At 56.0% G+C, this 21,041-nt stretch carries 17 protein-coding genes and 8 pseudogenes; 7 read left to right on the top strand and 18 right to left on the bottom strand.

Annotated features, from left to right (window positions below; genetic code table 11):
• Positions 1 to 6: 6 nt before the first annotated feature.
• Positions 7 to 1,346: pseudogene (pmbA, locus tag GKE73_RS17840) on the bottom strand (metalloprotease PmbA).
• 109 nt (positions 1,347 to 1,455) lie between these two features.
• Between pmbA and yjgA the strand changes: the two are divergent.
• The 3 genes and pseudogenes from yjgA to trpC all read left to right on the top strand — a co-directional run bounded on the left by yjgA (position 1,456) and on the right by trpC (position 3,920).
• Positions 1,456 to 2,007, top strand: a complete 552-nt coding sequence (yjgA, locus tag GKE73_RS17835) for a ribosome biogenesis factor YjgA (protein WP_230370974.1) — start codon at positions 1,456 to 1,458, stop codon at positions 2,005 to 2,007.
• Between the two features lie 126 nt (positions 2,008 to 2,133).
• Positions 2,134 to 2,892, top strand: a pseudogene (locus tag GKE73_RS17830) (YheT family hydrolase); the annotation flags it as partial.
• A 231-nt stretch (positions 2,893 to 3,123) separates the two neighbouring features.
• Positions 3,124 to 3,920: pseudogene (gene trpC / locus GKE73_RS17825) on the top strand (indole-3-glycerol phosphate synthase TrpC).
• A gap of 118 nt (positions 3,921 to 4,038) precedes the next feature.
• Here trpC and GKE73_RS17820 read toward each other — a convergent pair.
• Positions 4,039 to 4,788, bottom strand: a complete 750-nt coding sequence (locus GKE73_RS17820) for a BamA/TamA family outer membrane protein (RefSeq protein ID WP_280955245.1) — start codon at positions 4,786 to 4,788, stop codon at positions 4,039 to 4,041.
• Between the two features lie 7 nt (positions 4,789 to 4,795).
• A complete protein-coding gene (locus tag GKE73_RS17815; RefSeq protein WP_230370973.1) occupies positions 4,796 to 6,103 on the bottom strand; it encodes a patatin-like phospholipase family protein in 1,308 nt (435 codons plus the stop codon).
• A 265-nt stretch (positions 6,104 to 6,368) separates the two neighbouring features.
• On the opposite strand from GKE73_RS17815, the pseudogene GKE73_RS17810 reads away from it, so the two are divergent.
• From GKE73_RS17810 to GKE73_RS17800, 4 genes and pseudogenes are all read left to right on the top strand, one after another.
• Positions 6,369 to 6,818: pseudogene (locus GKE73_RS17810) on the top strand (cyclic-di-GMP receptor FimW-related protein); the annotation flags it as partial.
• The gene (locus GKE73_RS27055) at positions 6,805 to 7,101 is read left to right on the top strand and encodes a cyclic-di-GMP receptor FimW-related protein (RefSeq protein WP_512698907.1); all 297 of its coding nucleotides are present in this window, start codon (positions 6,805 to 6,807) and stop codon (positions 7,099 to 7,101) included. The pseudogene GKE73_RS17810 and the gene GKE73_RS27055, both read left to right, overlap by 14 nt.
• 35 nt (positions 7,102 to 7,136) lie before the next feature.
• Positions 7,137 to 7,649 (top strand): PilZ domain-containing protein, encoded by a 513-nt coding sequence (locus tag GKE73_RS17805; protein WP_230370971.1) that lies wholly within the window; start codon positions 7,137 to 7,139, stop codon positions 7,647 to 7,649.
• 2 nt (positions 7,650 to 7,651) lie between these two features.
• Positions 7,652 to 7,885, top strand: coding sequence for a hypothetical protein (locus tag GKE73_RS17800; RefSeq protein ID WP_230370970.1), 234 nt, complete (start codon positions 7,652 to 7,654; stop codon positions 7,883 to 7,885).
• 97 nt (positions 7,886 to 7,982) lie between these two features.
• On the opposite strand, the pseudogene GKE73_RS17795 reads toward GKE73_RS17800, so the two are convergent.
• The 15 genes and pseudogenes from GKE73_RS17795 to GKE73_RS17735 form a co-directional block, all read right to left on the bottom strand.
• Positions 7,983 to 9,186 (bottom strand): annotated as a pseudogene (locus GKE73_RS17795) (acetyl-CoA C-acyltransferase).
• Positions 9,187 to 9,252: 66 nt separating this feature from the next.
• Positions 9,253 to 11,627, bottom strand: a pseudogene (locus tag GKE73_RS17790) (3-hydroxyacyl-CoA dehydrogenase/enoyl-CoA hydratase family protein).
• A 119-nt stretch (positions 11,628 to 11,746) separates the two neighbouring features.
• Positions 11,747 to 12,706: an OmpP1/FadL family transporter gene (locus GKE73_RS17785; protein ID WP_280955013.1), complete on the bottom strand. Its 960-nt coding sequence runs from the start codon at positions 12,704 to 12,706 to the stop codon at positions 11,747 to 11,749.
• Positions 12,707 to 12,759: 53 nt separating this feature from the next.
• Positions 12,760 to 13,011 (bottom strand): outer membrane protein transport protein, encoded by a 252-nt coding sequence (locus GKE73_RS24155; protein ID WP_280955012.1) that lies wholly within the window; start codon positions 13,009 to 13,011, stop codon positions 12,760 to 12,762.
• Positions 12,972 to 13,190 carry a hypothetical protein gene (locus GKE73_RS17780; protein ID WP_230370969.1) on the bottom strand — a complete coding sequence of 73 codons (219 nt, stop codon included), beginning with the start codon at positions 13,188 to 13,190 and terminating at the stop codon, positions 12,972 to 12,974. The genes GKE73_RS24155 and GKE73_RS17780 overlap by 40 nt, the downstream gene beginning before the upstream one ends.
• A gap of 193 nt (positions 13,191 to 13,383) precedes the next feature.
• The gene (locus GKE73_RS17775) at positions 13,384 to 13,761 is read right to left on the bottom strand and encodes an acyl-CoA thioesterase (protein ID WP_230370968.1); all 378 of its coding nucleotides are present in this window, start codon (positions 13,759 to 13,761) and stop codon (positions 13,384 to 13,386) included.
• A gap of 102 nt (positions 13,762 to 13,863) precedes the next feature.
• Positions 13,864 to 14,265: an acyl-CoA dehydrogenase domain-containing protein gene (locus GKE73_RS24150; protein WP_312854510.1), complete on the bottom strand. Its 402-nt coding sequence runs from the start codon at positions 14,263 to 14,265 to the stop codon at positions 13,864 to 13,866.
• Entirely contained in the window at positions 14,202 to 15,476 is a 1,275-nt protein-coding gene (locus GKE73_RS17770) for an acyl-CoA dehydrogenase (protein ID WP_312854509.1), read from the bottom strand. Before GKE73_RS17770 ends, GKE73_RS24150 begins: the two co-directional genes overlap by 64 nt.
• Before the next feature lie 106 nt (positions 15,477 to 15,582).
• The gene (locus GKE73_RS17765; RefSeq protein ID WP_230370967.1) at positions 15,583 to 15,984 is read right to left on the bottom strand and encodes an acyl-CoA dehydrogenase family protein; all 402 of its coding nucleotides are present in this window, start codon (positions 15,982 to 15,984) and stop codon (positions 15,583 to 15,585) included.
• On the bottom strand, positions 15,936 to 16,319 hold the full coding sequence (locus tag GKE73_RS17760; protein WP_230370966.1) for a hypothetical protein: 384 nt from the start codon (positions 16,317 to 16,319) through the stop codon (positions 15,936 to 15,938). Before GKE73_RS17760 ends, GKE73_RS17765 begins: the two co-directional genes overlap by 49 nt.
• A 26-nt stretch (positions 16,320 to 16,345) precedes the next feature.
• On the bottom strand, positions 16,346 to 16,987 hold the full coding sequence (locus GKE73_RS17755) for a TetR/AcrR family transcriptional regulator (RefSeq protein ID WP_230370965.1): 642 nt from the start codon (positions 16,985 to 16,987) through the stop codon (positions 16,346 to 16,348).
• 184 nt (positions 16,988 to 17,171) lie between these two features.
• Positions 17,172 to 18,353 (bottom strand): annotated as a pseudogene (locus GKE73_RS17750) (O-succinylhomoserine sulfhydrylase).
• A 146-nt stretch (positions 18,354 to 18,499) separates the two neighbouring features.
• A pseudogene (gene purF / locus GKE73_RS17745) lies at positions 18,500 to 20,043 on the bottom strand (amidophosphoribosyltransferase).
• 83 nt (positions 20,044 to 20,126) lie between these two features.
• On the bottom strand, positions 20,127 to 20,525 hold the full coding sequence (locus GKE73_RS17740) for a CvpA family protein (RefSeq protein ID WP_312854589.1): 399 nt from the start codon (positions 20,523 to 20,525) through the stop codon (positions 20,127 to 20,129).
• Positions 20,526 to 20,636: 111 nt separating this feature from the next.
• Positions 20,637 to 21,017 (bottom strand): SPOR domain-containing protein, encoded by a 381-nt coding sequence (locus tag GKE73_RS17735; RefSeq protein ID WP_230370963.1) that lies wholly within the window; start codon positions 21,015 to 21,017, stop codon positions 20,637 to 20,639.
• Positions 21,018 to 21,041: the final 24 nt, after the last annotated feature.

The following is a 21,041-nucleotide window of genomic DNA, read 5'->3' as shown; positions in this document are numbered from 1 at the left end:
CGGGGTTCAATCCTCGTAAGCGACCATCATGGATTCGATCAGGACCGAGCCCATGTGTTTGGCACCGCGAACCAGAACATCAGAACCGACCGCCGACATGCGCTGGAACATCTCACGCAAGTTGCTTAGGCGATAGTGATTTCTTCGACCGGATATGCAATCACGCCGTTTTCCACCCAGAACCCGGCAGCGCCACGCGAATAGTCGCCGGTCACAGTGTTGACGCCATGTCCCAGCAGCTCGGTCACCAGCAGCCCGGTGCCCATTTGCTTGAGCAACTCATCAAAGGTTTCACCGGTGGAGTGCACAATCAGATTGTGTGCGCCGAGCTATTGCCGGTAGTTGGCATACCCAGTTTGCGCGCGGAATAACTGCCGAGCATATAGCCGGTCAACACGCCCTGATCCACCAGGCGCCGAGGTGTGGTTTCGACCCCTTCGTTATCAAAGGCGCTACTGGCCAGTCCACGCAGAATCAACGGATCTTCGTCGATAGTCACCAGCGAGGAAAATACCTGAGTGCCCAGCGCGCCTAGCAAAAAGGACGACTGGCGATACAAACTGCCACCGCTGATGGCAGAGACCAAGTGCCCAAGCAGCGAGGAGGCAACCGGCGCTTCAAACAACACCGGATACTGGCCAGTTTTGACACGTCGCCCGCCGAAGCGCTGCACCGCACGCTCACCGGCTTTTCGGCCAACCTGTTCTGCCGAATCCAGATCTTCCACATGGCGGGCAGCGGAAAACCAGTAATCGCGCTGCATCGAGCCATTTTCGTCGGCTACCACCGCCGCCGACAGGCTATGCTGCTGGGGAAACCCGCCATGAAGCCATTACTGTTGGCATACACGAACTGGCTGGTCTGCAACGAAACCGACGCGCCTTCGGAATTGCGGATACGGCCATCCACCGCCAGCGCCGCCGCTTCACAGCGCTGCGCCAGTTCGATGGCGTTCTCTACCGGCAGGTCCCATGGATGGAACAAATCCAGATCGGGGAAATCCGTCGCCAGCAGGCTTCTTTCGGCCAACCCGGCGCACTCGTCTTCGGCGGTATAACGGGCAATATCCAGCGCCGCCTGTACCGTGTCGGCCGGGCCTGATCGGAAAAATCGGAGGTACTGGCATGGCCTTTGCGCTGCCCCAGATAAACTGTGACGGCCACACCCTTGTCCTGGTTGTATTCGATGGTTTCGACTTCAGCAAGCCGCACGCTCACGGTCTGGCCAATGCCCTCCGAGACATCGACCTCGGCCGACGTTGCGCCAAGCGCACGGGCCTGCTCCAGCACGCGCGAAGCAATGTGCTCCAGCGCCGAATGGGTAAAACTGAATGTAGTATCTGCCATAGTGTCTTTCGCCCTGGTCATGGTTGAGGCAATCGGCGCGCAAGGCCGCTTACGCCCAACCCTTTTCCGGTATCATACCAGCCTTGAATTACCAAGAGACTTGAGAACAATGGCTGATTACCAGAATGACGATCAGGACGAAGAACTCGTCAGCAAATCCCAGCGCAAACGGGACATGGATGCGCTGCAGGATTTAGGCAAGGAATTGGTGGAGCTGTCGCGCGACACCCTCAAGAAGATGGACCTGCCGGAAGACCTGCTGACCGCCCTTCTGGACTACAAACGCTTTACCGCTCATGGCGCCCTGCGCCGTCAACTGCAATACATCGGCAAACTGATGCGCGATGTCGATCCGGAACCGATCCGGCGTTACCTGCAAGTGATCAAGGGCGAATCGGCGGAACATATTGCGTGGCAACACTTGCTGGAGCGCTGGCGCGAGCGGCTGATGACGGATGACAAGATGCTGGCCACCTTCATCCACGACTTCCCGGCGGCCGACCCGCAGCAACTGCGTACGCTGATCCGTAACGCCCGCAAGGAACAGCAAGAGAGCAAGCCGCCCAAGTCGTTCCGCCTGCTGTATCAGGCCATCAAGGATCTGATTCCCGAGCCGGGTGCGCCGCGCGATACCAGTAGCGATGACAGCGACGAAAGCTAAGCCGCACACCAGCACAGCGCGGCCGCGTTCGGCCAACCTTTATCACGTGGCGCAGCACTGACCATGGGATACCAACCGCCGCGCTGGCTGCCCGACGGCCACTCCCAGACGATCTGGTAAGCACTGATGATCAAGGTGCCGACGCCGCCCTATCGTCGTGAACACTGGCACACGCCGGACGGCGGCCGGATTGCCGTCGATTTTGTCGATGGCGCGGCGGGGCAACCACTGGTTGTACTGTTTCACGGACTGGAAGGCAGCAGCCACAGCCACTATGCCAAGGCGTTGATGCAACAGGTGCAGCGACGTGGCTGGCACGGCGCCGTGCCACATTTTCGTGGCTGCGGCGGTATCGAAAACGCGCTACCGCGCGCCTATCACGCCGGCGACACGGCAGAAATCCGCTGGATTCTTGCGCGTCTGACAGAACGCTACCCGGTCATACTGGCCAGCGCCGTCTCACTGGGCGGCAGTATGTTGCTCAACTATCTGGCCGAAGAAGGTGCCCGTGCACTCCCCACGGCTGCAGCGGCCATCTCGACCCCGCTGGATCTCCATGCCGCCAGTACCCGGCTCGACAAGGGGTTGGGCAAACAGCTCTACACCCGGCTATTCATGCGCACGCTACGCCCCAAGGCGCTGGACACGTTGCGCCGTTACCCCGGTCTGTTTGATGGCACCCGGGTACGACAAGCCAGCACCTTTAGCGAATTCGACGATCTGGTCACCGCGCCGTTGCACGGCTTTGCCAGCGCCCGGCATTACTGGCAAAGCGCCAGCAGCAAACCACGTCTGGCACAAATTAAGCGCCCCACCCTCGTACTCAACGCCCGTAATGACCCGTTCCTGCCCGCCGAAGCGTTGCCCAACCCGGCTGACGTCGGCCCCAGTATTACGCTGGAATGCCCCGCGGCAGGCGGCCATGTCGGCTTTGTCACCGGGCCGTTTCCCGGCCAGATAGACTGGCTGCCGCAGCACATTCTGGCTTTTTTCAGGCGCAACTGGCCGCCACACCAACCACCTGATGCCCGCGCCAGCCCGGCGCGTGACTTGTCAAAGCGCGGCGGCTTCTGCATCATGTTTTTTTACGCTCGCCCGCAAAGACGCACTTTCAGCATGTCAGACATTCTCAATACCATCGTTGCCACCAAACATCAGGAACTGGCAGAGGCCATCCAGACGCGCCCACTGGCCACCGTCAAAGCCGCCGCAGAGGCCCGTGCCGATGACCATCGCGACTTTGTCGCCGCCATCCGTGCCAAACATGCGCTAGGCCAGGCGGCGGTGATCGCCGAAGTCAAAAAAGCCAGTCCGAGCAAAGGCATTATCCGCCCGGATTTTCAACCGGCCGCCATCGCCGCCAGTTATGCTGATCATGGCGCGGCGTGCCTGTCGGTGCTGACTGACCGCCACTACTTCCGGGCTGCCCGCAATATCTGGAAGAAGCCCGCGCGGCCTGTTCCCTGCCGGTATTGCGCAAGGACTTCATGGTCGACGCTTACCAGATCTATGAAGCACGTGCCATGGGGGCGGACTGTATCCTGCTGATTGCAGCCGTGCTGCCGTTAGCGCAGATGCAGGAGTTTGAGGCACTGGCTCATCAGCTTGGCATGGCCGTACTGGTGGAAGTCCACAACGAAGCCGAGCTGGATCTGGCACTGCAACTTTCCACTCCGCTGGTTGGCGTCAACAACCGCAACCTGCGCACTTTCGAGGTCAATCTGGACACCACCCTTGCCCTGCTGCCGCGCATTGCGGCCGCCGGACGAATTCCGGTCACCGAAAGCGGCATTGCCAGCAGCGAAGATGTACGCCTGATGCGCAGCCATCAAGTCGATACCTTTCTGGTCGGGGAAGCGTTCATGCGCGAAGACCAGCCGGGTGCCGCCTTGCAACGGTTGTTCCAGAACTGATCTCGCCGCACAAAATTCAAACGGCTCCAGAATCATGGAGCCGTTTTTCATGGTGCCAGTACGGCCGGGTTGGCCGAAAACCCGCGTCAGTAATCCACTCCCAGATAGAGATAACCGGTTAGCAAGCCTTGCTCGGCATAGCCAACGCCAATAAAGAACGGCCCCAGCAGCGTATCCGCACCGATGAAAAGCGAGCCGGAATCCAGCGGGTATCCTTGTTCTGGAACGTCTGCTGCCAGACCTTGCCCATTTCCAGCGAGGCCCCGGCATACACGCCACTGCCCAGCGCTGACGGCAACGAGGCCGCCCGCCAATACATCATCAGGCGCGCCAGTGCCACGCGCGCCCCCAGTAACTCGTCCGTCTGATAGCCGGTGAGGTTAAGAAAGCCGCCAAGGCTCTGTACCCGGTAATCGTCCGGGTTGCGGTTAAGATTGCCTTTGACCTTACCGGTCAGGCGGACCGTCATCTCCCCCAGCGACTGCGCCGATTCGCCGGTCAGGCTATAAAAACGGCTATCCTGCGAACTGCCCCAGCTAGGCAATGAGGCCGTGACCTGTCCGTTGACAAAATAGCCATGGCGCGGCCAACGCGGGTTATCAAACTGGTCCACCACCACGCTGCCTCGTAACCCGGTATCGGTGGTACGCGTACCATCGAGGTAGGAATATGCATTACCCAACGTTTCGTCGGTGCGCACGCGCGAACGATAAGCCCCCAGCCTGACTTCACCATACTGACCCAACGCCACGCCCAGATCGGCCCCGAGTTTCAGATAGCTATTGGTCAGCTCGGCATATTTGACATGCCCTCGGCTATACAGCGGAATCGGCTCCTCGTTATAACTGAACGACGCGGCAGCAAACAGCGGGCTGTCAAATGACCGGGTTGATAGAACTCGGTCTTGAATAATTTGCGGTCGCCCACCGATAGCTCATTGCGCCACGACGCACCGGCGCGGTTGGCCCGGTACGCTGATGTGCGGCCAGAAAGGTAAAACTGGCGTCGCCCGGCGCACTGCCCTTGAGGTTCAAACCAAAACGCAGGTAATTTGGCCCGATGCTTTTCTCCACCGGCATGACGGTCATCACATTACGGCCCGACTGGCTATCCAGACTGTAATCGAGCTGGTCATAGTCACCTTGGGCAAAAATATCGCGCAGCTTGTCGCGTGCCACATCAATCGGTTCGGCCAACCCCTTGTGTTCCACCGCCTTCTCAATCGACTGGATATTGACGAAAGCCGTCGTCCCTTGCACGTGCACATCGTCCACCATGGGTATCGCTGGCCGCACCAGGCTTTGCTTCCAGCGCGCATACTCTTCCGGGCTCACCGCATAGGCAGACAGCTGCTTTGCCATGCGGTGGGCGGCCGCCTCACCCAGCGCAATGATGGCCTTGTTGTCAGCAAAAGAGGCGCTGGTATAGGCATCCAGCTGCGGCCGGACAACCAGATCGCGCTTATCCAGCCGGGCGAGTTGTTCCCGCACGTTACGGTCCACCATGATGTTGCTGGTCTGCGCAACCACGTCAAACAACGAGTTGATTTCATCCGGCTTGAGCAACGGCCCACTGACATCCACCACGATCACATGATCGGCACAACGGCCCTTCACCTCCTGCACCGGCAGGTTACGCGCCAAGCCTCCATCCACCAGCAATCGCCCCTGATCTTCCACCAGATCAAACACCCCCGGCACCGCCATGCTGGAACGCAAAGCCAGCGCCAGTGGTCCCTTGTCAAACACCACCGCGTCACCATTGGACAGATTGGTCGCGATGGCGCGGAACGGAATTGGCATCTGATCGAAGCTGTCGAAGGAACGGTCACGCGTCAGCTTGCGGATAAACAGATCAATCTCTTGTGAATTGATAGCGCTACGTGGCACACGGATCTGGCCATTTTTTATGCCGAGCGTTACATCCATGTAGTTTTTGTAGTCATCGCGCTTGCGGTCATACGGCACCGATGAGCGGGTGGTTTTACCCGACAGCATCTGATCCCAGTCTGCCGAGTTAAACGCCTGTTCCATATCAGCCAATGGCAAACCATTGGCATACATGCCACCGATCAACGCCCCGGCACTGGTACCGGCAATACAACTGATCGGTACATGCAACCGGTCCAGTTCCTTTAACACCCCCAAATGCGCAAAGCCACGAGCGCCGCCGCCGCCCAGCACCACACCGACGCCCTTAACCTTTGGCGCAGACTCGGGCTCTGCCGCCAAACCAGGGCATGGACGCCAGCGCCGTACACCACAGCACAACCAGATAACCAAGAAATTTCCATTGCACTGTCATTTTTTTATTTACTAGCCTGTTTGCTTGCATTTACTCTGTTATTTGTTGACCAAACCGGTGGGGCTTCTATTTCACCAACGGTTCTTATCACGTAAGATAGCGCAGTATGAATCTGGGAAGACAACGTCCAAAAAGCTAGACACAATGTTTGATTTTAAATCGCTCGTCAGTTCCCTGCTTACTAAAAACACCTCAGCTTCTGATGTGGCGCAGTCGGCTACGTTGCTGGTACAAGATCTACCGCAAACCGAGTACTTCACTGCACTGATCGAGATCATCAAGGCGGTATCCAAGATTAACGCGGATACCGACATGTCGCTCAAAGAGCGTTTCAAGACCCTGCTGTATGTTGATGAAAAATCCCACAGTATCCACCGGGAACTGTGCCGGGATTATCTGCAGCAGAAGCCCGGCAGCAAAAGCTATCTGCCGACCATTCTGGCGTACTGGAATGAACTGACCACCGCCTACCAGCTCTGCCTGAAACTTCACCAAAGCACGCCCAACGGCATTCCGGAACCACAGCTGCGGCTAATCACGGCCCGCGGCCTGCACCACCAGATGCGATTGATCGCACGGAATGCATTACGTTACCTCAAACCGGAAGGCAGCAGCTGGCTGCAAGCCTATCGTTTTTACAGCCAGGGCAGAAGAGTCTGGCATTGCACGTACTCCCATTGCCCTGTATCCGGACAGCTCAACCGAACAAAGCTGCGAACAATTGTTATTGCAAGGCTGCATGTTGCACCTGGCGCAAACCGAGAACATGCTGCACAAGGAAATCCAGGCCGTTGATCAACTGCTGTTATTGCTCTGCCGGGCGCGCGTCTGGAAAAACAACCCCCAATTGAAGACCCGGTATTTGCCATCAACCTGACTCAGGCCGAACAACCTCAGCTGATGTTACGCGGCATGGCCAGCCCCAACCACCGTTACTGGAGCGCCTCGCCCATGACCGGGCTGCTGGCCGACCTGATGTTTGAGCTGGACAAACGGGTGCCCAGCGCACTGAAATCATTAAAGTGCGAACTGGATCGTAAAGAGTGGTCATGCCTGTGCGAGAAACTGGCAGTACGCTGGACCAGTGATCGCGGTAAATCGCAACGCAAATCCGAACGCTCATTGCACAGTTCCACGGCGTGGGTAAGCATTGGCTTTGAACGCGCAGCCTTTCAAACCAAGGTGCAGTCGCTCAACGACACTGACAATACCCAGCAGGAAGAATGGCGCATTACCGATATCAGCGGCACAGGGATGGGGTTAAGCTATGTTGGCAAGCCCAACGAACCCTTGGCTATCGGCAAGGTCATCTTGGTGAAGACCGAGTCACACCCACTGGTACTTGGCATTGTGCGACGCATCGAACTGCAACAGACCAGCTCCGGGTCGGCATCGAGATTCTGGGACAAAACCCTGTTGGCGTAACCTTGCTCGACCCCAGCGAAACCGACGGCCACCCTGCCACGGCCATCTACATCACCCAGCCGAATTCCCGCCGGGGGCAGCGCTGGTTCCTGATGCAAAAAAACTGGACCGTACCCGACAAGGAATTGATCCTGACGGCCCAAGGCAAATCTTACAAAATCCGCCTCAAGGCACCCCAGCAGTTATTCGAAGACTGTGGGCATAGTGATTTTGAAACGGTAGCCAAGGTCGACTGACGCCACACATAGACCTGCAACGCTCATCCCACGACGTTGCCAGCAATAAAAATGCCCACCATCCGGTGGGCATTTTTATCACACAATGCAGCGTTGCTTACAACACTTCGATGATACCCGCCGCACCCATGCCAGTGCCGATACACATGGTCACCATGCCATAACCCTGCTGCCCGGCATTGCGCATACCGTGTACCAGAGTGGCCGTGCGGATGGCGCCAGTCGCCCCCAGCGGGTGTCCCAAGGCAATGGCGCCGCCATGCGGATTGACCTTGGAGACATCCAACTCCAGATCCCGAATGACCGCCAAGGACTGCGCGGCAAACGCCTCGTTCAATTCAATCCATTTCAGATCATCCTGTCCGATGCCTGCCTGCTGGCAAGCAGCCGGAATCGCCTCTTTCGGGCCAATACCCATGATGGCAGGCGGCACGCCCTGACCGAGAACGTCACATAACGTGCCAGCGGCGTCAGGTTGAATTGCTTGAGAATCTTTTCTGAAACCAGAATCACCGCGCTTAAGCGCCATCGGACATCTGCGACGAGTTACCCGCCGTCACACTACCCTTGGCATCGAACACTGTTTTCAGTTTGGCCAAACCTTCCAGCGTGGTTTCACGGCGCGGGCCTTCATCGGTATCCAGCACGCGAGAAGTTGTGATTACCTCACCAGTCGCCAGATTCGGCGTACGGTAAGTAACCGGCAATGGCGTGATCTCGCTTTTGAAAGCGCCGGAATCAATAGCCGCCAAGGCGCGGCGATGTGATTCCACGGCAAAAGCATCCTGATCTTCGCGGGAAACGTTCCACTGCTGCGCGACTTTCTCAGCCGTCAGGCCCATGCCATAGGCAATGGCGTAGTTTTCATCTTTGGCAAAAATTTGCGGGTTCAGCGCAACCTTGTTGCCCATCATCGGCACCATGGACATGGATTCTGCACCAGCAGCAATGACCACATCGGCTTCGCCCATGCGGATACGATCAGCGGCGATCTGCACTGCATTGATGCCCGACGAGCAATAACGGTTGATGGTGATGCCGCCAACCGTGTCGGGCAGCCCTGCCAGCAGCACGCCAATACGTGCCATATTGAGACCTTGTTCCGCTTCAGGGAACGCACATCCCACCACGCAATCCGAAATCAGCGTCGGATCCAGCGTTGGAACCTGAGCCAAGGCGCCAGTAATCACATGCGCCAACATGTCATCCGGACGAACGTGTTTCATCATGCCACGCGGGGCCTTGCCCACCGGCGTGCGGGTGGTGGCAACGATATAGGCTTCCTGTACTTGCTTGGCCATATTTTTTATCTCCTTGGTGTGTGACAGGCTCGCCCCTCGCGGCCGTCACACCGTGCATTCTTCAAATTAGTTACGCAGCGGCTTGCCAGTGGTCAGCATGTTGGCAATGCGGTCTTGGGTCTTGGTGTTTTTCAGCAGCGTCATAAACGCCTTGCGCTCCAGATCCAGTATCCATTGCTCGTTCACCAATGTCCCCGGCTCCAGATCCCCGCCCGTCATCACATCGGCAATCTGCCCGGCAATAAAGAAGTCATGCTGTGAGATGAAATGCCCTTCCAGCATATTGACCAGTTGCCCCTTGATGGACGCTGCGCCAGGCGCCCGGCCACCGGGAAAGCCTTGTTTGCCAGCGGCGGACGATAGCCGGATTCGGCCAACGCCAGCGCCTGCTGTTTAGCCACATACAGCAGCTCGTAACTATTGAAAACAACCGGATCGCCTTTGCGGAAATAGCCAATTTCCTGCGCTTCGACACCGCTGGTCGCAACTTTGGCCGTGGCAATCGCCATAAAGTAATCCTTGAGAGCGGCCAGCACGTCGCCTTTGGCTTCCTGTGCCGCACGCAGCGCAAACTCTTTGCAACCACCGCCGCCCGGCAACAGGCCAACGCCAACTTCCACCAAGCCAACATACGACTCCAGCGCTGCCACGGTCCGGTCGCAGTGCATGGCAAACTCACAACCGCCACCAAACACATAGCCACGGGTCGCTGCCACGGTAGGTACCGGCAATACCGCAGGCGCATCGAGGTGTTCTGGAACTTGCGCACCGTAGCGTCGATGGACTCCCAATCGCCCATCATGAATGCCTTAAGCAGCATCGATTGCAGGTCTGCCCCCACCGAGAACGGCTCTTCGGTTTGCCAGATCACCAGGCCTTTGAAACCATCTTCGGCCAGATCAATTGCCTTGTTCAGCCCTTCGATCACTGCCGGGCCAATGGCATGGGCCTTGGATTTGAACGACACTACCAACACGTCATCACCGGTAGTGAATGCGCGTACGCCTTCGTTCTCGAATACTGTCTCGCCCAGCGGAGCGGCAACCTCACCAAATACGCGGGCAGGGGCGAGTTGTCGCTGATAAACATCCAGCGAGGAGCGGCCCAGCAGCGTGCCGTGTGCGGCGTTGTAGGAACCATCAGCAAAATGCACGCCAGCACGATCCGACTCCAGCACCCAAGCAGGAAGGTTGGCCGAAGCCAAGGCTTTACCCGCTTCGACATCTTCGGCAATCCACTTGGCTACTTGCTGCCAACCAGCCGCCTGCCGGTTTCGAACGGCCCGGCAGACCAGCCAAAGCCCCAGCGAATGGCAAAATCCACGTCACGGGCAGAGTTGGCAATACCGGCCAGATGGTAGGCAATGTAGTGGAAAACATCGCGGAAGCAGGCCCACAGGAACTGCGCCTGCGGATGCTGGCTATCGCGCAACTTCTTGAATTTTTCTGCCGGGTTGGCGATCTTCAGAATATCTTTAACGGCGTCGTCGCCTTTCTCGCCCGCCCCGACATACTCGCCTTTGGCCGGGTCAAAGACAAACATCTGCTTGCCGTCTTTCTTGTAGATGCCAACCTTGGTTTTAGCGCCCAAGGCACCGGCAGCAATCAACTTCTGCAGCCACTCAGGAGACTTGAAATAGCCATGCCACGGATCATCAGGTAGCGTGTCCTGCATGGTTTTGACGACATGAGCGAAGGTATCCAGGCCCACAACATCAGCGGTACGGAAGGTGGCGGACTTGGGACGGCCCAAGCGCGGGCCAGTCAGATCATCCACCACGTCAAAGCGAATTCCGAATTTTTCAGCGTTGGCGATGGTCGCCAGCATCGAGAACACGCCAATACGGTTGGCGACAAAATTGGGCGTGTCTTTTGCCCGGACCACTCCCTTGCCCAGCGTGGTAACAAGGAAACGTTCCAGATTGTCCAGAATGCCTGCATCCGACGTCACGCACGGGATGATCTCGACCAGATGCATGTAACGTGGCGGATTGAAGAAGTGAACACCACAGAAGCGCGGGCGGACCGATTCCGGGCAGTTTTCGGCCAACGTATTAATGGACAGACCCGAGGTATTGGTCGCAAAGATCGTATGCTCACCCGGGAATGGCGCCACTTTATGATACAGATCAGCCTTCCAGTCCATGCGTTCGGCAATCGCCTCGATCACCAGATCGCAGTCTTTCAGCAGATGCAGGTGGTCTTCATAGTTGGCTTAGCTCAATGGCATTGACAACGTCCTGACCAGCCAGCGGCGACGGTTTGAGTTTCTTCAGACCCTCGATCGCCTTGAGGGCGATCGCATTCTTGTTACCTTCTTTGGCTGGCAAATCAAACAATACGGTAGGCACTTTGGCATTTACCAGATGAGCCGCGATTTGCGCCCCCATCATCAGCGCCAAGGACAGCGACCTTGCGTACGATGAATTTGGATTGAGACATGGGTTTCCTCGTTATAGTTGGACCACACATAATCATCAGGCAGGCCCCTCACGCCTGCCTTGCTTTGGTCAGGACAGGTTTCCTGTCCTGACCCCTTCCACAACTAAACGTCTATCCGGTTAGAAACGATAGTTGTACTGCACACCCAGAAACTGCAGATTGGTCTTGTAATCGCCACGGGTGGTTTCACCGTTGCCAGTGCACGTACCGGTTGGCGTGACGGGGGTACACGTATCGGTATAATTGATACTGGAATTCTTGAAGAATACATAGCTGTACGCCAGATCAATGGATGACTGCTTGTTCAGCTTGTAATTGGCACCAACAGAGAACCAGTAGCGGTCGCTATCCGGCAAGGCCGGGTGACGCAGATTGTCGTTTTTCACCGGCGACTGGTCATACGCCACACCGCCGCGCAGCAATAAATTCTCGCTGTACTTGTAGTTGGCACCCAGCGACAGCTTGAACGTGTCTTTCCAGTTTTGCTTGATGATCAGATCACCTTCCGCCGGATTGACGTTGTGGAACTTGATGTCGATGCTATCCATGCGCGAGTGACGGGTCCAGGTCAGGTCGCCCATCACCGCCCACTTGTCATTCAGGTCATGATAGAAGTTGCCCGATACCGACTCAGGCGTTTCCACATCCACCGATGCCGCAGAAGTTTTCTTGCCTGCACTACTGGCAATAATCTGATTCAAGATCGGGTCTGACGTCACATTGAATGACCAGTTTGCGTTACCTTCCGGGCGATGGCGTACGCTGGAGCGATAGGCCAGACCAAAGCGGGTGGCATCGTTAAGTTGGTACATATAGCCGAGGTTAAAGCCATAGCCCCAGTCATCGGCATCCAGCTTGGCCTGACCATCCTTGGCCCCCAACAAAGCCGACTGAACAGCAGCCGGGGCCTGAGTACCACCCAGACCATAGTAACTGGTCAGCAATGAGGACCCAGCACCATGTGCCAGCAAGTATGAAACCCCGCCAGGCACATCCACTGCCTTCTGCAACTTGGCCTTCATGTACTCGGCCGTCACACCCACACCCACCGAATGATGCTCATCAAACTTGAAGGACATCGATGGATTGATATCGATGGTTTCCAGCGTGATGTTTTCCAGACCATAACGGCTTAGCCGGTATTGCCATAATCAAGCTTGGCACCAAACGGTACAAACATGCCTACACCGACACTGAGTTTGTCATTCAGCTGATGCGTCAGATAGAAAGACGGGGCGACAACATAATCCGGAGCAAACGTACCGCCATTGCCCCCGCCAGTTTGTGAACCGGTAAAACGCGTCGAACCTTTGTCGGTATAGTCGGAATTAGGAACAACCAGCGTCAGGCCGCCAGAGAGATTGGTTCCCTCAAGACGTGACATGCCGGGTTGTAGAACAAAACCGAAGCATCGGCCGCTTCGGCACTGTTGGCATGCGCCGTACCCTGCGCAGAAACGCTCTGCGAGCCAAAGTGATAACCCGAGGCATGGGCGGTATTCGCAACGCCTCCGATAGTGACTCCCATGAGCATCACGGACAAGCTGAGGTGCTTGAGTTTCATGTGTCATCTCCCTCTTTTTTAGCGACTCTATTTGATTTGAAGTGCGTCGTTTATGAACCACTTTGCATGCGGTCCTGTCGGGATACTACCAGAGAACTCAAACCTGTCTATCAAAATAAAGAGCGTTTGTTCCAAACGGTCGTTTTATTTTGTATTTACACAACAACGGCAAAAAATAGACCGTGAAAACGCGCTAATCTACAGCTATCTTTCTTGATCTCCCATCACCATCAATGGCAACAAACGTTGCAATAATTTCCGTTACCGTCACGGCGACACCCCCAGCCCGCTCGGTTTCTACGGAAATTTTTAAGGTAATGGACGTCTCACCTTGGCGCAGTTTTCCCACATACAAACTGACGACTTCGCCCGGCCACACCGGCGCGGCAAACTGCAGCGCATTGATCGCACGGGTGGCGACCCAACCACCGGTCAGACGTTCCGCCACCAACGTTCCGGCCGCATCCACCTGCCCCATCAACCACCCCACCTGCACCCGGCCAGACAAGCCAACCGCTTCGGTCAAGGCACGGACACGTAACACGGGTTGTTTTAATTGAACATCGTTCATGGCACACCACCGGCGGTGAGAACAATAGGCTTTCAAGTCTGCACATCTGGAAGATAGTGCAAGCCTGAAAGAGTGAATAGAGCACCTTGGGCAGTCGCTTGGTTAGAAGATCAACCGATCCAGCAAGTCTGCATCGTGATGACGCAATGCCATGTCAAAATCATCGACCATGATGACATCACGCTTCAACTTACGCGCTCGTGCGACGTCCTCAAATTCGACCGGGGAGATCGCGCCGGTTTGTAGCGCTTCGGCCAACCTTTCTCTGGCGGTCAGGGCATGAAACGCCCCGGAACGGGCCAGCTTACGCAAGCGCTGTTCGACCGGCTCGGCCTTGAGCGTCGCCGCCAAGGCCACACCCAGCATCCCCACCGGATCGCGTTCGTCCAGTGGCACGAACATGCCGTTGGTAAGCCGATCACGCACTCCACCAGGTTGCATCAGATTGCGCGCCACTTGGGTGCCGAGGCGATCGGAAGGTGGCTTGAAACGCCCCCCCCCCACGGGAAGATGATGGCGCGCAAAATGCCCGCCAACAGACGATTGGGCAAATTAGCCAGAAAGCCATCCATAGCATGCTGAATATCATAGAGATTGCTTTCCACCGCCCATTGCAGGATTACCTGATCGTCCTTGGCAGCACCTTCACGCTCAAAACGCTTGAGACAAGCCGATGCGATATACAACCCTGACAATACGTCCCCCAAACGAGCAGACAACTTCTCGCGGAATTTAAGCGTTCCGCCAAGACTAAGCATTGCCATATCCGACAACAAGGCAAAAGCACTGGAAAGCCGCGTCAGCTGCTGGTAATAACGCCTGACTTCAGCCCCACATGGAACACGAGTCAGATGGGCACCGGTCAACCCTAACCACAACGAGCGGAAGACATTACTGATGACAAAATTAATGTGCCCGGTTACGGCTCGGTCAAATTCAATCAGATCGTCACGCTGCACTGACTGCATTTCACGCAGCACAAACGGATGGCAACGGATCGCCCCCTGCCCATAAATGATCATGGACCGGGTCAGAATATTGGCCCCCTCAACGGTAATGGCGATGGGAACTGCTTGATAGGCACGTGCCAGATAATTACGTGGCCCCAGCACCACCGCACGGCCTCCATGCACATCCATGGCATCGTTCAGGACTTTGCGCATGCGTTCCGTATTGTGATACTTGAGAATAGCCGACAAGACAGATGGTTTTTCACCCAGATCGAGTGCCGTCAGCGCCAGATCCTGTGCAGCCTCCATCTGGTAGGTATGCCCGGCGATACGGGCCATCGCCTCATCCACACCTTCAAACTTGCCAATCGGCAAGCCAAACTGATCACGAATGCGCGCATAGGCACCCGTCACATAGCTGGCCAGTTTTCCAGACGCTACCGACATGGCAGGCAAGGAAATACAGCGCCCCACCGACAGGCACTCCACCAGCATCCGCCAGCCCTGCCCGGCATATTCACGCCCACCGATGATCCACTCCAGCGGAATGAAAACATCCTTACCCCAGGTTGGCCCATTCATGAACGCCGCACCGCCGGGATAATGACGTCGGCCAATACACACCCCCTGATGCCCGGTTGGCACCAACGCGCAAGTAATGCCCAGCTCGTCCACTTCACCCAGCAAGTGATCAGGGTCATACAACTTAAACGCCAGCCCCAGAATCGTGGCAACTGGCGCCGGGTGATCCAGCGCTTTTCCCAACTAACACGCATGCCCAGCACGTTTTGGTGCAACTCACCGCTACGTGGATCGGTATAGTTGCCGTAACACACCACACCATAGTCAGGAATATTGCCAGCGTCCGAGCTTAAGCATAAGGGCTGGTTAGAGCAAAACAGGGAATCTCCACGCCTTTGGCCGGGCGCGGCAGGTAATAATCTTTTTGGGAATCGGTACCATAGTGCTGCAGCAACTCACCGGGCCCCAATGAATTAGGGACCATCACCGAGACTGCCGCGCTGCCTCCCCGCGTGGCAATCTTGGTAACAACCTTGGCATGGGCATAATTGGAGAACTCCAAACCGCCATAGCGTTTCTGGATGATCATACCCAGGAAACCATGCTCCTTGATAAATTGCCAAACCTCCAGCGGCAGATCTTTCAGCTCATGCGTGATTTTCCAGTCATCAATCATCTGGCACAACGCTTCAGTCGGGCCATTCAAAAACGCTTGTTCTTCTGCCGATAATTGCGGATCAGGAAAAGCCAATAGGCGTTGCCAATCTGGCCTGCCGGAAAACAGATCGCGGTCCCACCACACAGAGCGGCATTGAGCGCCTCTTGCTCGGTTTGAGACATGACTGGTGTAATTTTTTTGAAAACGACAAAAAACGGACCGGTCAGAACGACACGGCGCAGGAGCTGGATGTTGAGCACAAGGGCAATCAGGGCAAACGCCACCCAGCCAGCAGTGGGCAGGGATGCCCCATGAGTCCATGGCAAGCTCAACAGCCATATGGCAACCACGGCACTCCAAGCCAAAATGGGGGCTCGGAAATAAGCCAATCCTCCCACCAGCAACACCAGAAGAACAGCAGCTATCATGAGGCCCGACCCCCGTATTGACAGTGTCAGCCGGGAACAGGTGCAACCAACCCGGCTACAACAAAGGGCACCAGATGTTTGACGATCATGTCAGGATCACGCGCGGTGACAATCTGGCTGCGGAAGAAAATCTTCAACACATCATTACCGGCAAAAGCATTAAACATGACACTAAAGGCAAAATGCATGCGCCAAGCCAACTCTTCCACCCCAAACTCTGGCAAGGCATGGCGAAAAGCACGGGTATAACGCTGCACAAACACACTGTATTGCTGTGAAATGGTTTCGCGCAGCAATCGGTGGTTTTCTACCAGAGTACGTGACAGCAAGCGGACAAACAATGCCCCGCCGCGAGCAGGATCCTTGGACAAGGCGAGACAAGGACGGATAAAAGTCATCACCAGACTTTCCACACTCGGGTGCTCCTCCTTGGCTTCCAGCTGATCCAGTTCGGCCAGACAGGAAGCGATCAGCGGGGCCAGACGGCGTTGAAACACCGACTCGAACAACGCATCCTTGGAACCAAAGTGGTAATTCACCGCGGCCAGATTAACTTCCGCTTGCTGGGTAATCATGCGTAGCGAAGTCGCCTCAAATCCCTGCTCCACAAACAGCTGTTCTGCAACATCCAGAATACGCGTTGCGGTGTCTGGGCGATTAGCTTCCATGATGACCTTTGCCTTTTTTAGGTTTGCAGAGTGTAGCTTGTTCATCTCCAACTTTCGAACAAGTGTTTCAAAATTACGTTCTGGTTTGAAATGTGTCAAGACAATACCGGGCCGAACGCCGCCCACAAAAACGGCAGTCTGTATTCTAGACTGCCGTTTGAATGAAACGAGTGAAATTATTGTCTCAGGCAAGGCCGCGCGCAATATCCGCCTTGAGATCGTCCAGATGCTCCAGACCTACCGCAACGCGAATCAGCCCTTCAACAATCCCGGCCTTGGCTCGCGCCTCAGCAGAAATCCGCGCGTGCGTAGTGGAAGCCGGATGCGTCATGGTGGTTTTCACATCACCGACATTGGCGGTGCGGGAAATCACCTGCAGGTTATCAAACAGCTTCCATGCGGCTTCCCGGCCACCTTTCACCACAAACGATACCACGGCACCGCCACTGGCCTGCTGCTTCATTGCCAAGGCGTGCTGTGGATGGCTTTCTAGTCCGGGGTAAAACACTTTTTCGATGGCAGGATGCTGCTCCAGCCAACGCGCCAGTTCCAGCGAAGTAGCCGACTGTTTTTCCATGCGGATAAATAGCGTTTCCGGCCGGAAAGCAAGACCCACGCATTGAATGGCGATAGCGACGGCCCGGCAGTACGGACATGCAGGAAAACCTGCTCAACTAGAGCATCCTTGCCGACCACCGCCCCACCAAGTACCCGGCCATGACCGTCCAGATATTTGGTGGCGGAATGGACAACCAGATCGGCGCCAAGTTTGAGCGGCTGCTGCAAAGCTGGCGAGCAGAAGCAGTTATCCACGACCAGAATGGCTCCCGCCTGATGCGCAATGGCGGCAATCGCCTCAATATCGGAAACTTCGGTCAGCGGATTAGACGGTGTTTCCGGGAAAAACAGCTTGGTGTTGGGACGGACAGCCGCATGCCAAGCATCAAGGTCCGCACCTTCGACAAAGGTGGTTTCAATGCCAAATTTGGACAAGGTGCCGGAAAACAGGTTGATGGTGGAACCAAACAGGCTTTGCGACGACACAATGTGATCGCTTCTTGAGCAGTGCCATGGCAACGGCCTGAATGGCCGCCATGCCACTGGCAGTAGCTATCGCGCTATCGCCACATTCCAGTGCGGCGAGGCGCTGTTGAAAGGCTGACACGGTAGGATTGGTAAAGCGTGAGTAGGTATAACCTTCCAGTTCGCCCATGAACATGGCGGCCGCCTGTTCGGCTGAATCATAAGTAAAACTGGAAGTCAGAAACAGACTTTGGCTATGTTCGCGAAACTCGCTGGTTTCACGACCGGCACGAATAGCCAGAGTTTCCGGATGTAACGGTGAGTTTGAATTTTCTTGGTTCATGCTAATTATTTTCTACCCCTGATAACCGCGAGGTGCCGGATAACAGTAAAACCTGCTGATTGGCCGGTTTTCCTATATCGCCAGCTATATAGATATAAGAAAGAAGGCTAAATAAAAACGCGCCCGGTCAGGCGCGTTTATTTTGCTCACATCAGGTTTTGCTCTGCAACATTCAAATTGAGATCAACCATCTGGGAACTGGATGCCTCCTCTTTATCTTTGGCTGATTTACCTTGCGAACGGGCGCTTTCTATTGCATCAAGATATTCATTCGTAATGTCGCCGGTAATATATTCACCATTGAAACATGAGGTCTCGAACGCATTAAGTTGCGGATTGACGCTATGCACCGCTTCTTCAAGCGCATCCAGATCCTGATAAATCACCGCATCCGCGCCAATTTCTTCTGCGATTTGCTGATCATTACGGCCGGTAGCCAGCAATTCGGCCCGGGTGGGCATGTCGATACCGTAAACATTGGGGAAGCGCACCGCCGGTGCTGCCGAGGCAAAATAAACTTTCTTGGCGCCTAAGCATCACGTGCCATTTGCACGATTTCCTTGGACGTGGTGCCACGCACGATGGAATCGTCTACCAGCAATACGTTGCGATCCTTGAATTCGCAGGCAACCGGATTGAGTTTCTGACGCACCGATTTCTTGCGTACAGCCTGACCCGGCATGATGAAGGTACGACCGATGTAGCGGTTCTTGATGAAGCCTTCGCGATAAGGCAAACCAAGATGGTTGGCCAATTGCAGCGCGCTGGGGCGACTGGTATCGGGGATAGGCATGACCACGTCGATATCCATCTGCGGCAACACGCGGCGGATTTTTTCGGCCAACTTCTCGCCCATCACTATGCGTGCCTGATAAACCGAGGCGCCATCAATAACCGAATCCGGACGAGCAAAGTACACATATTCGAACAGACACGGCGCATGCGTCACGTTAGTGGCGCAGCTGCGCGCGTGGAAATCACCGTCAAAGCTGATGAACACGCCTTCGCCCGGCTGCACATCGCGCAGCACCTGGAAGCCCGAGCAATCCAGTGCCACCGATTCCGAGGCCAGCATGTACTCGGCACGGCCACTGGATTCGTTGACGCCGATCACCAGCGGACGGATGCCGTTGGGGTCGCGGAAGGCAACCAGACCATAACCGGCGATCATGGCGACCACAGCATAGGCACCGCGTACCCGGCGATGCACGGCTTCGATGGCGGCAAACACAGCGTCCACCGACAGTTCAAAGCCCTCGACACGTTGCGCCAGTTCATGGGCGAACACGTTGAGCAGCACTTCCGAATCCGAATTGGTGTTGATGTGGCGCAGATCATGGCGGTACATGTCGGCCTTCAACTCTTCGGTATTGGTCAGGTTGCCGTTGTGTGCCAGCACCACGCCAAACGGCGAGTTGACATAAAACGGCTGGGCTTCCGCCAGGCTGGAAGCAGAACCGGCGGTGGGATAACGCACATGGGCGATCCCGGCATTACCGTTCAGCGAGCGCATATTGCGTGTGCGGAACACGTCCCGCACCATGCCGCTGCCTTTGTGCATGTGAAAGGACTTGCCATTGGCCGTCACAATCCCTGCCGCATCCTGACCACGGTGCTGCAGCAACTGCAAGCCGTCATACAGCAACTGGTTGACAGGCGACTGCCCGACCACGCCTAGAATTCCACACATCTTCTGCTCTCTTCCCAACTACCTATACAGATAAAGAAAAGCGGAATATCTTGAAGTAAAGATATCAAGATATTCCGCCTGTATCACACACTTTCCTGAGTGTAATGGAGGTGTTCGACCAATATGGTCGGTAGCCATGGTCGCAACGACAAGGCCAGTGATTCAAATGGCGGAGCCAATACTGAATTTTTCCATATCGGCTGACGCGGCATGTCGCTCAAACCTCCCATCAACACCAACACCGTGACCAGCACCAGACCGCGTGCCACGCCAAACACCGCACCCAGCAGGCGGTTAACGCCCCCCAGTCCGACCGTATCAATCAAGCCTGTCAACGTTACGCGCAGCAAGGCGGTGAGTAACCACACCAGGAAAAACAACAACACAAACGCAGCAACCAGACGCAACCCTTCCGACGGAATATCGCCCGGCAGGAAGGTGGAAACCAGCGGTGACATTTCCTTGGCACACCAGAACGCAATCAGCCGGCGCCCAACGACAGCACCTCGGCCACCACCCCACGCACCAACGCAATCACCACGGAGCTAAGCCAGTATGGCTAATACAATGTAGTCAAATACTGTCATCGCGTCTTATTTGCTGACTATGATGCCGGACACGCCAGCACGAGATAATTTTTGCAAGGTCGCCTCAGCTTCCGCACGACTGGCGAACGGACCTACCCGTACGCGCGTGACCTCACCCTTACTGGTTTGCACCTTGCTGAAGCGCGCCGACACACCGATACCAGCGAGCTTGGACTTGAGCGCATCAGCCTTGTCCGGGTCGGACAGCGCGGCCAACTGGATCATCGATTTGCCACTGGGGGCGGCGTCAGCCTTGTCTTGTTTGTCCTGCGATTTCTTGCGTTCGGGTTTAGCGACCGCATCACTATCCTGACCGTTCAGAATGGCCGCCGGATCGACTGCCTTATGCGACTTGCTTTCAGCCTTGCTGGCGGCGTGGCTATCCATCTTGTCCGACGACTTAGTGGACGG

The organism is Paludibacterium denitrificans (genome assembly GCF_009707705.1).
Lineage (GTDB): Bacteria > Pseudomonadota > Gammaproteobacteria > Burkholderiales > Chromobacteriaceae > Paludibacterium_A > Paludibacterium_A denitrificans.
This window is presented reverse-complemented; position numbering and strand designations above follow the sequence as displayed.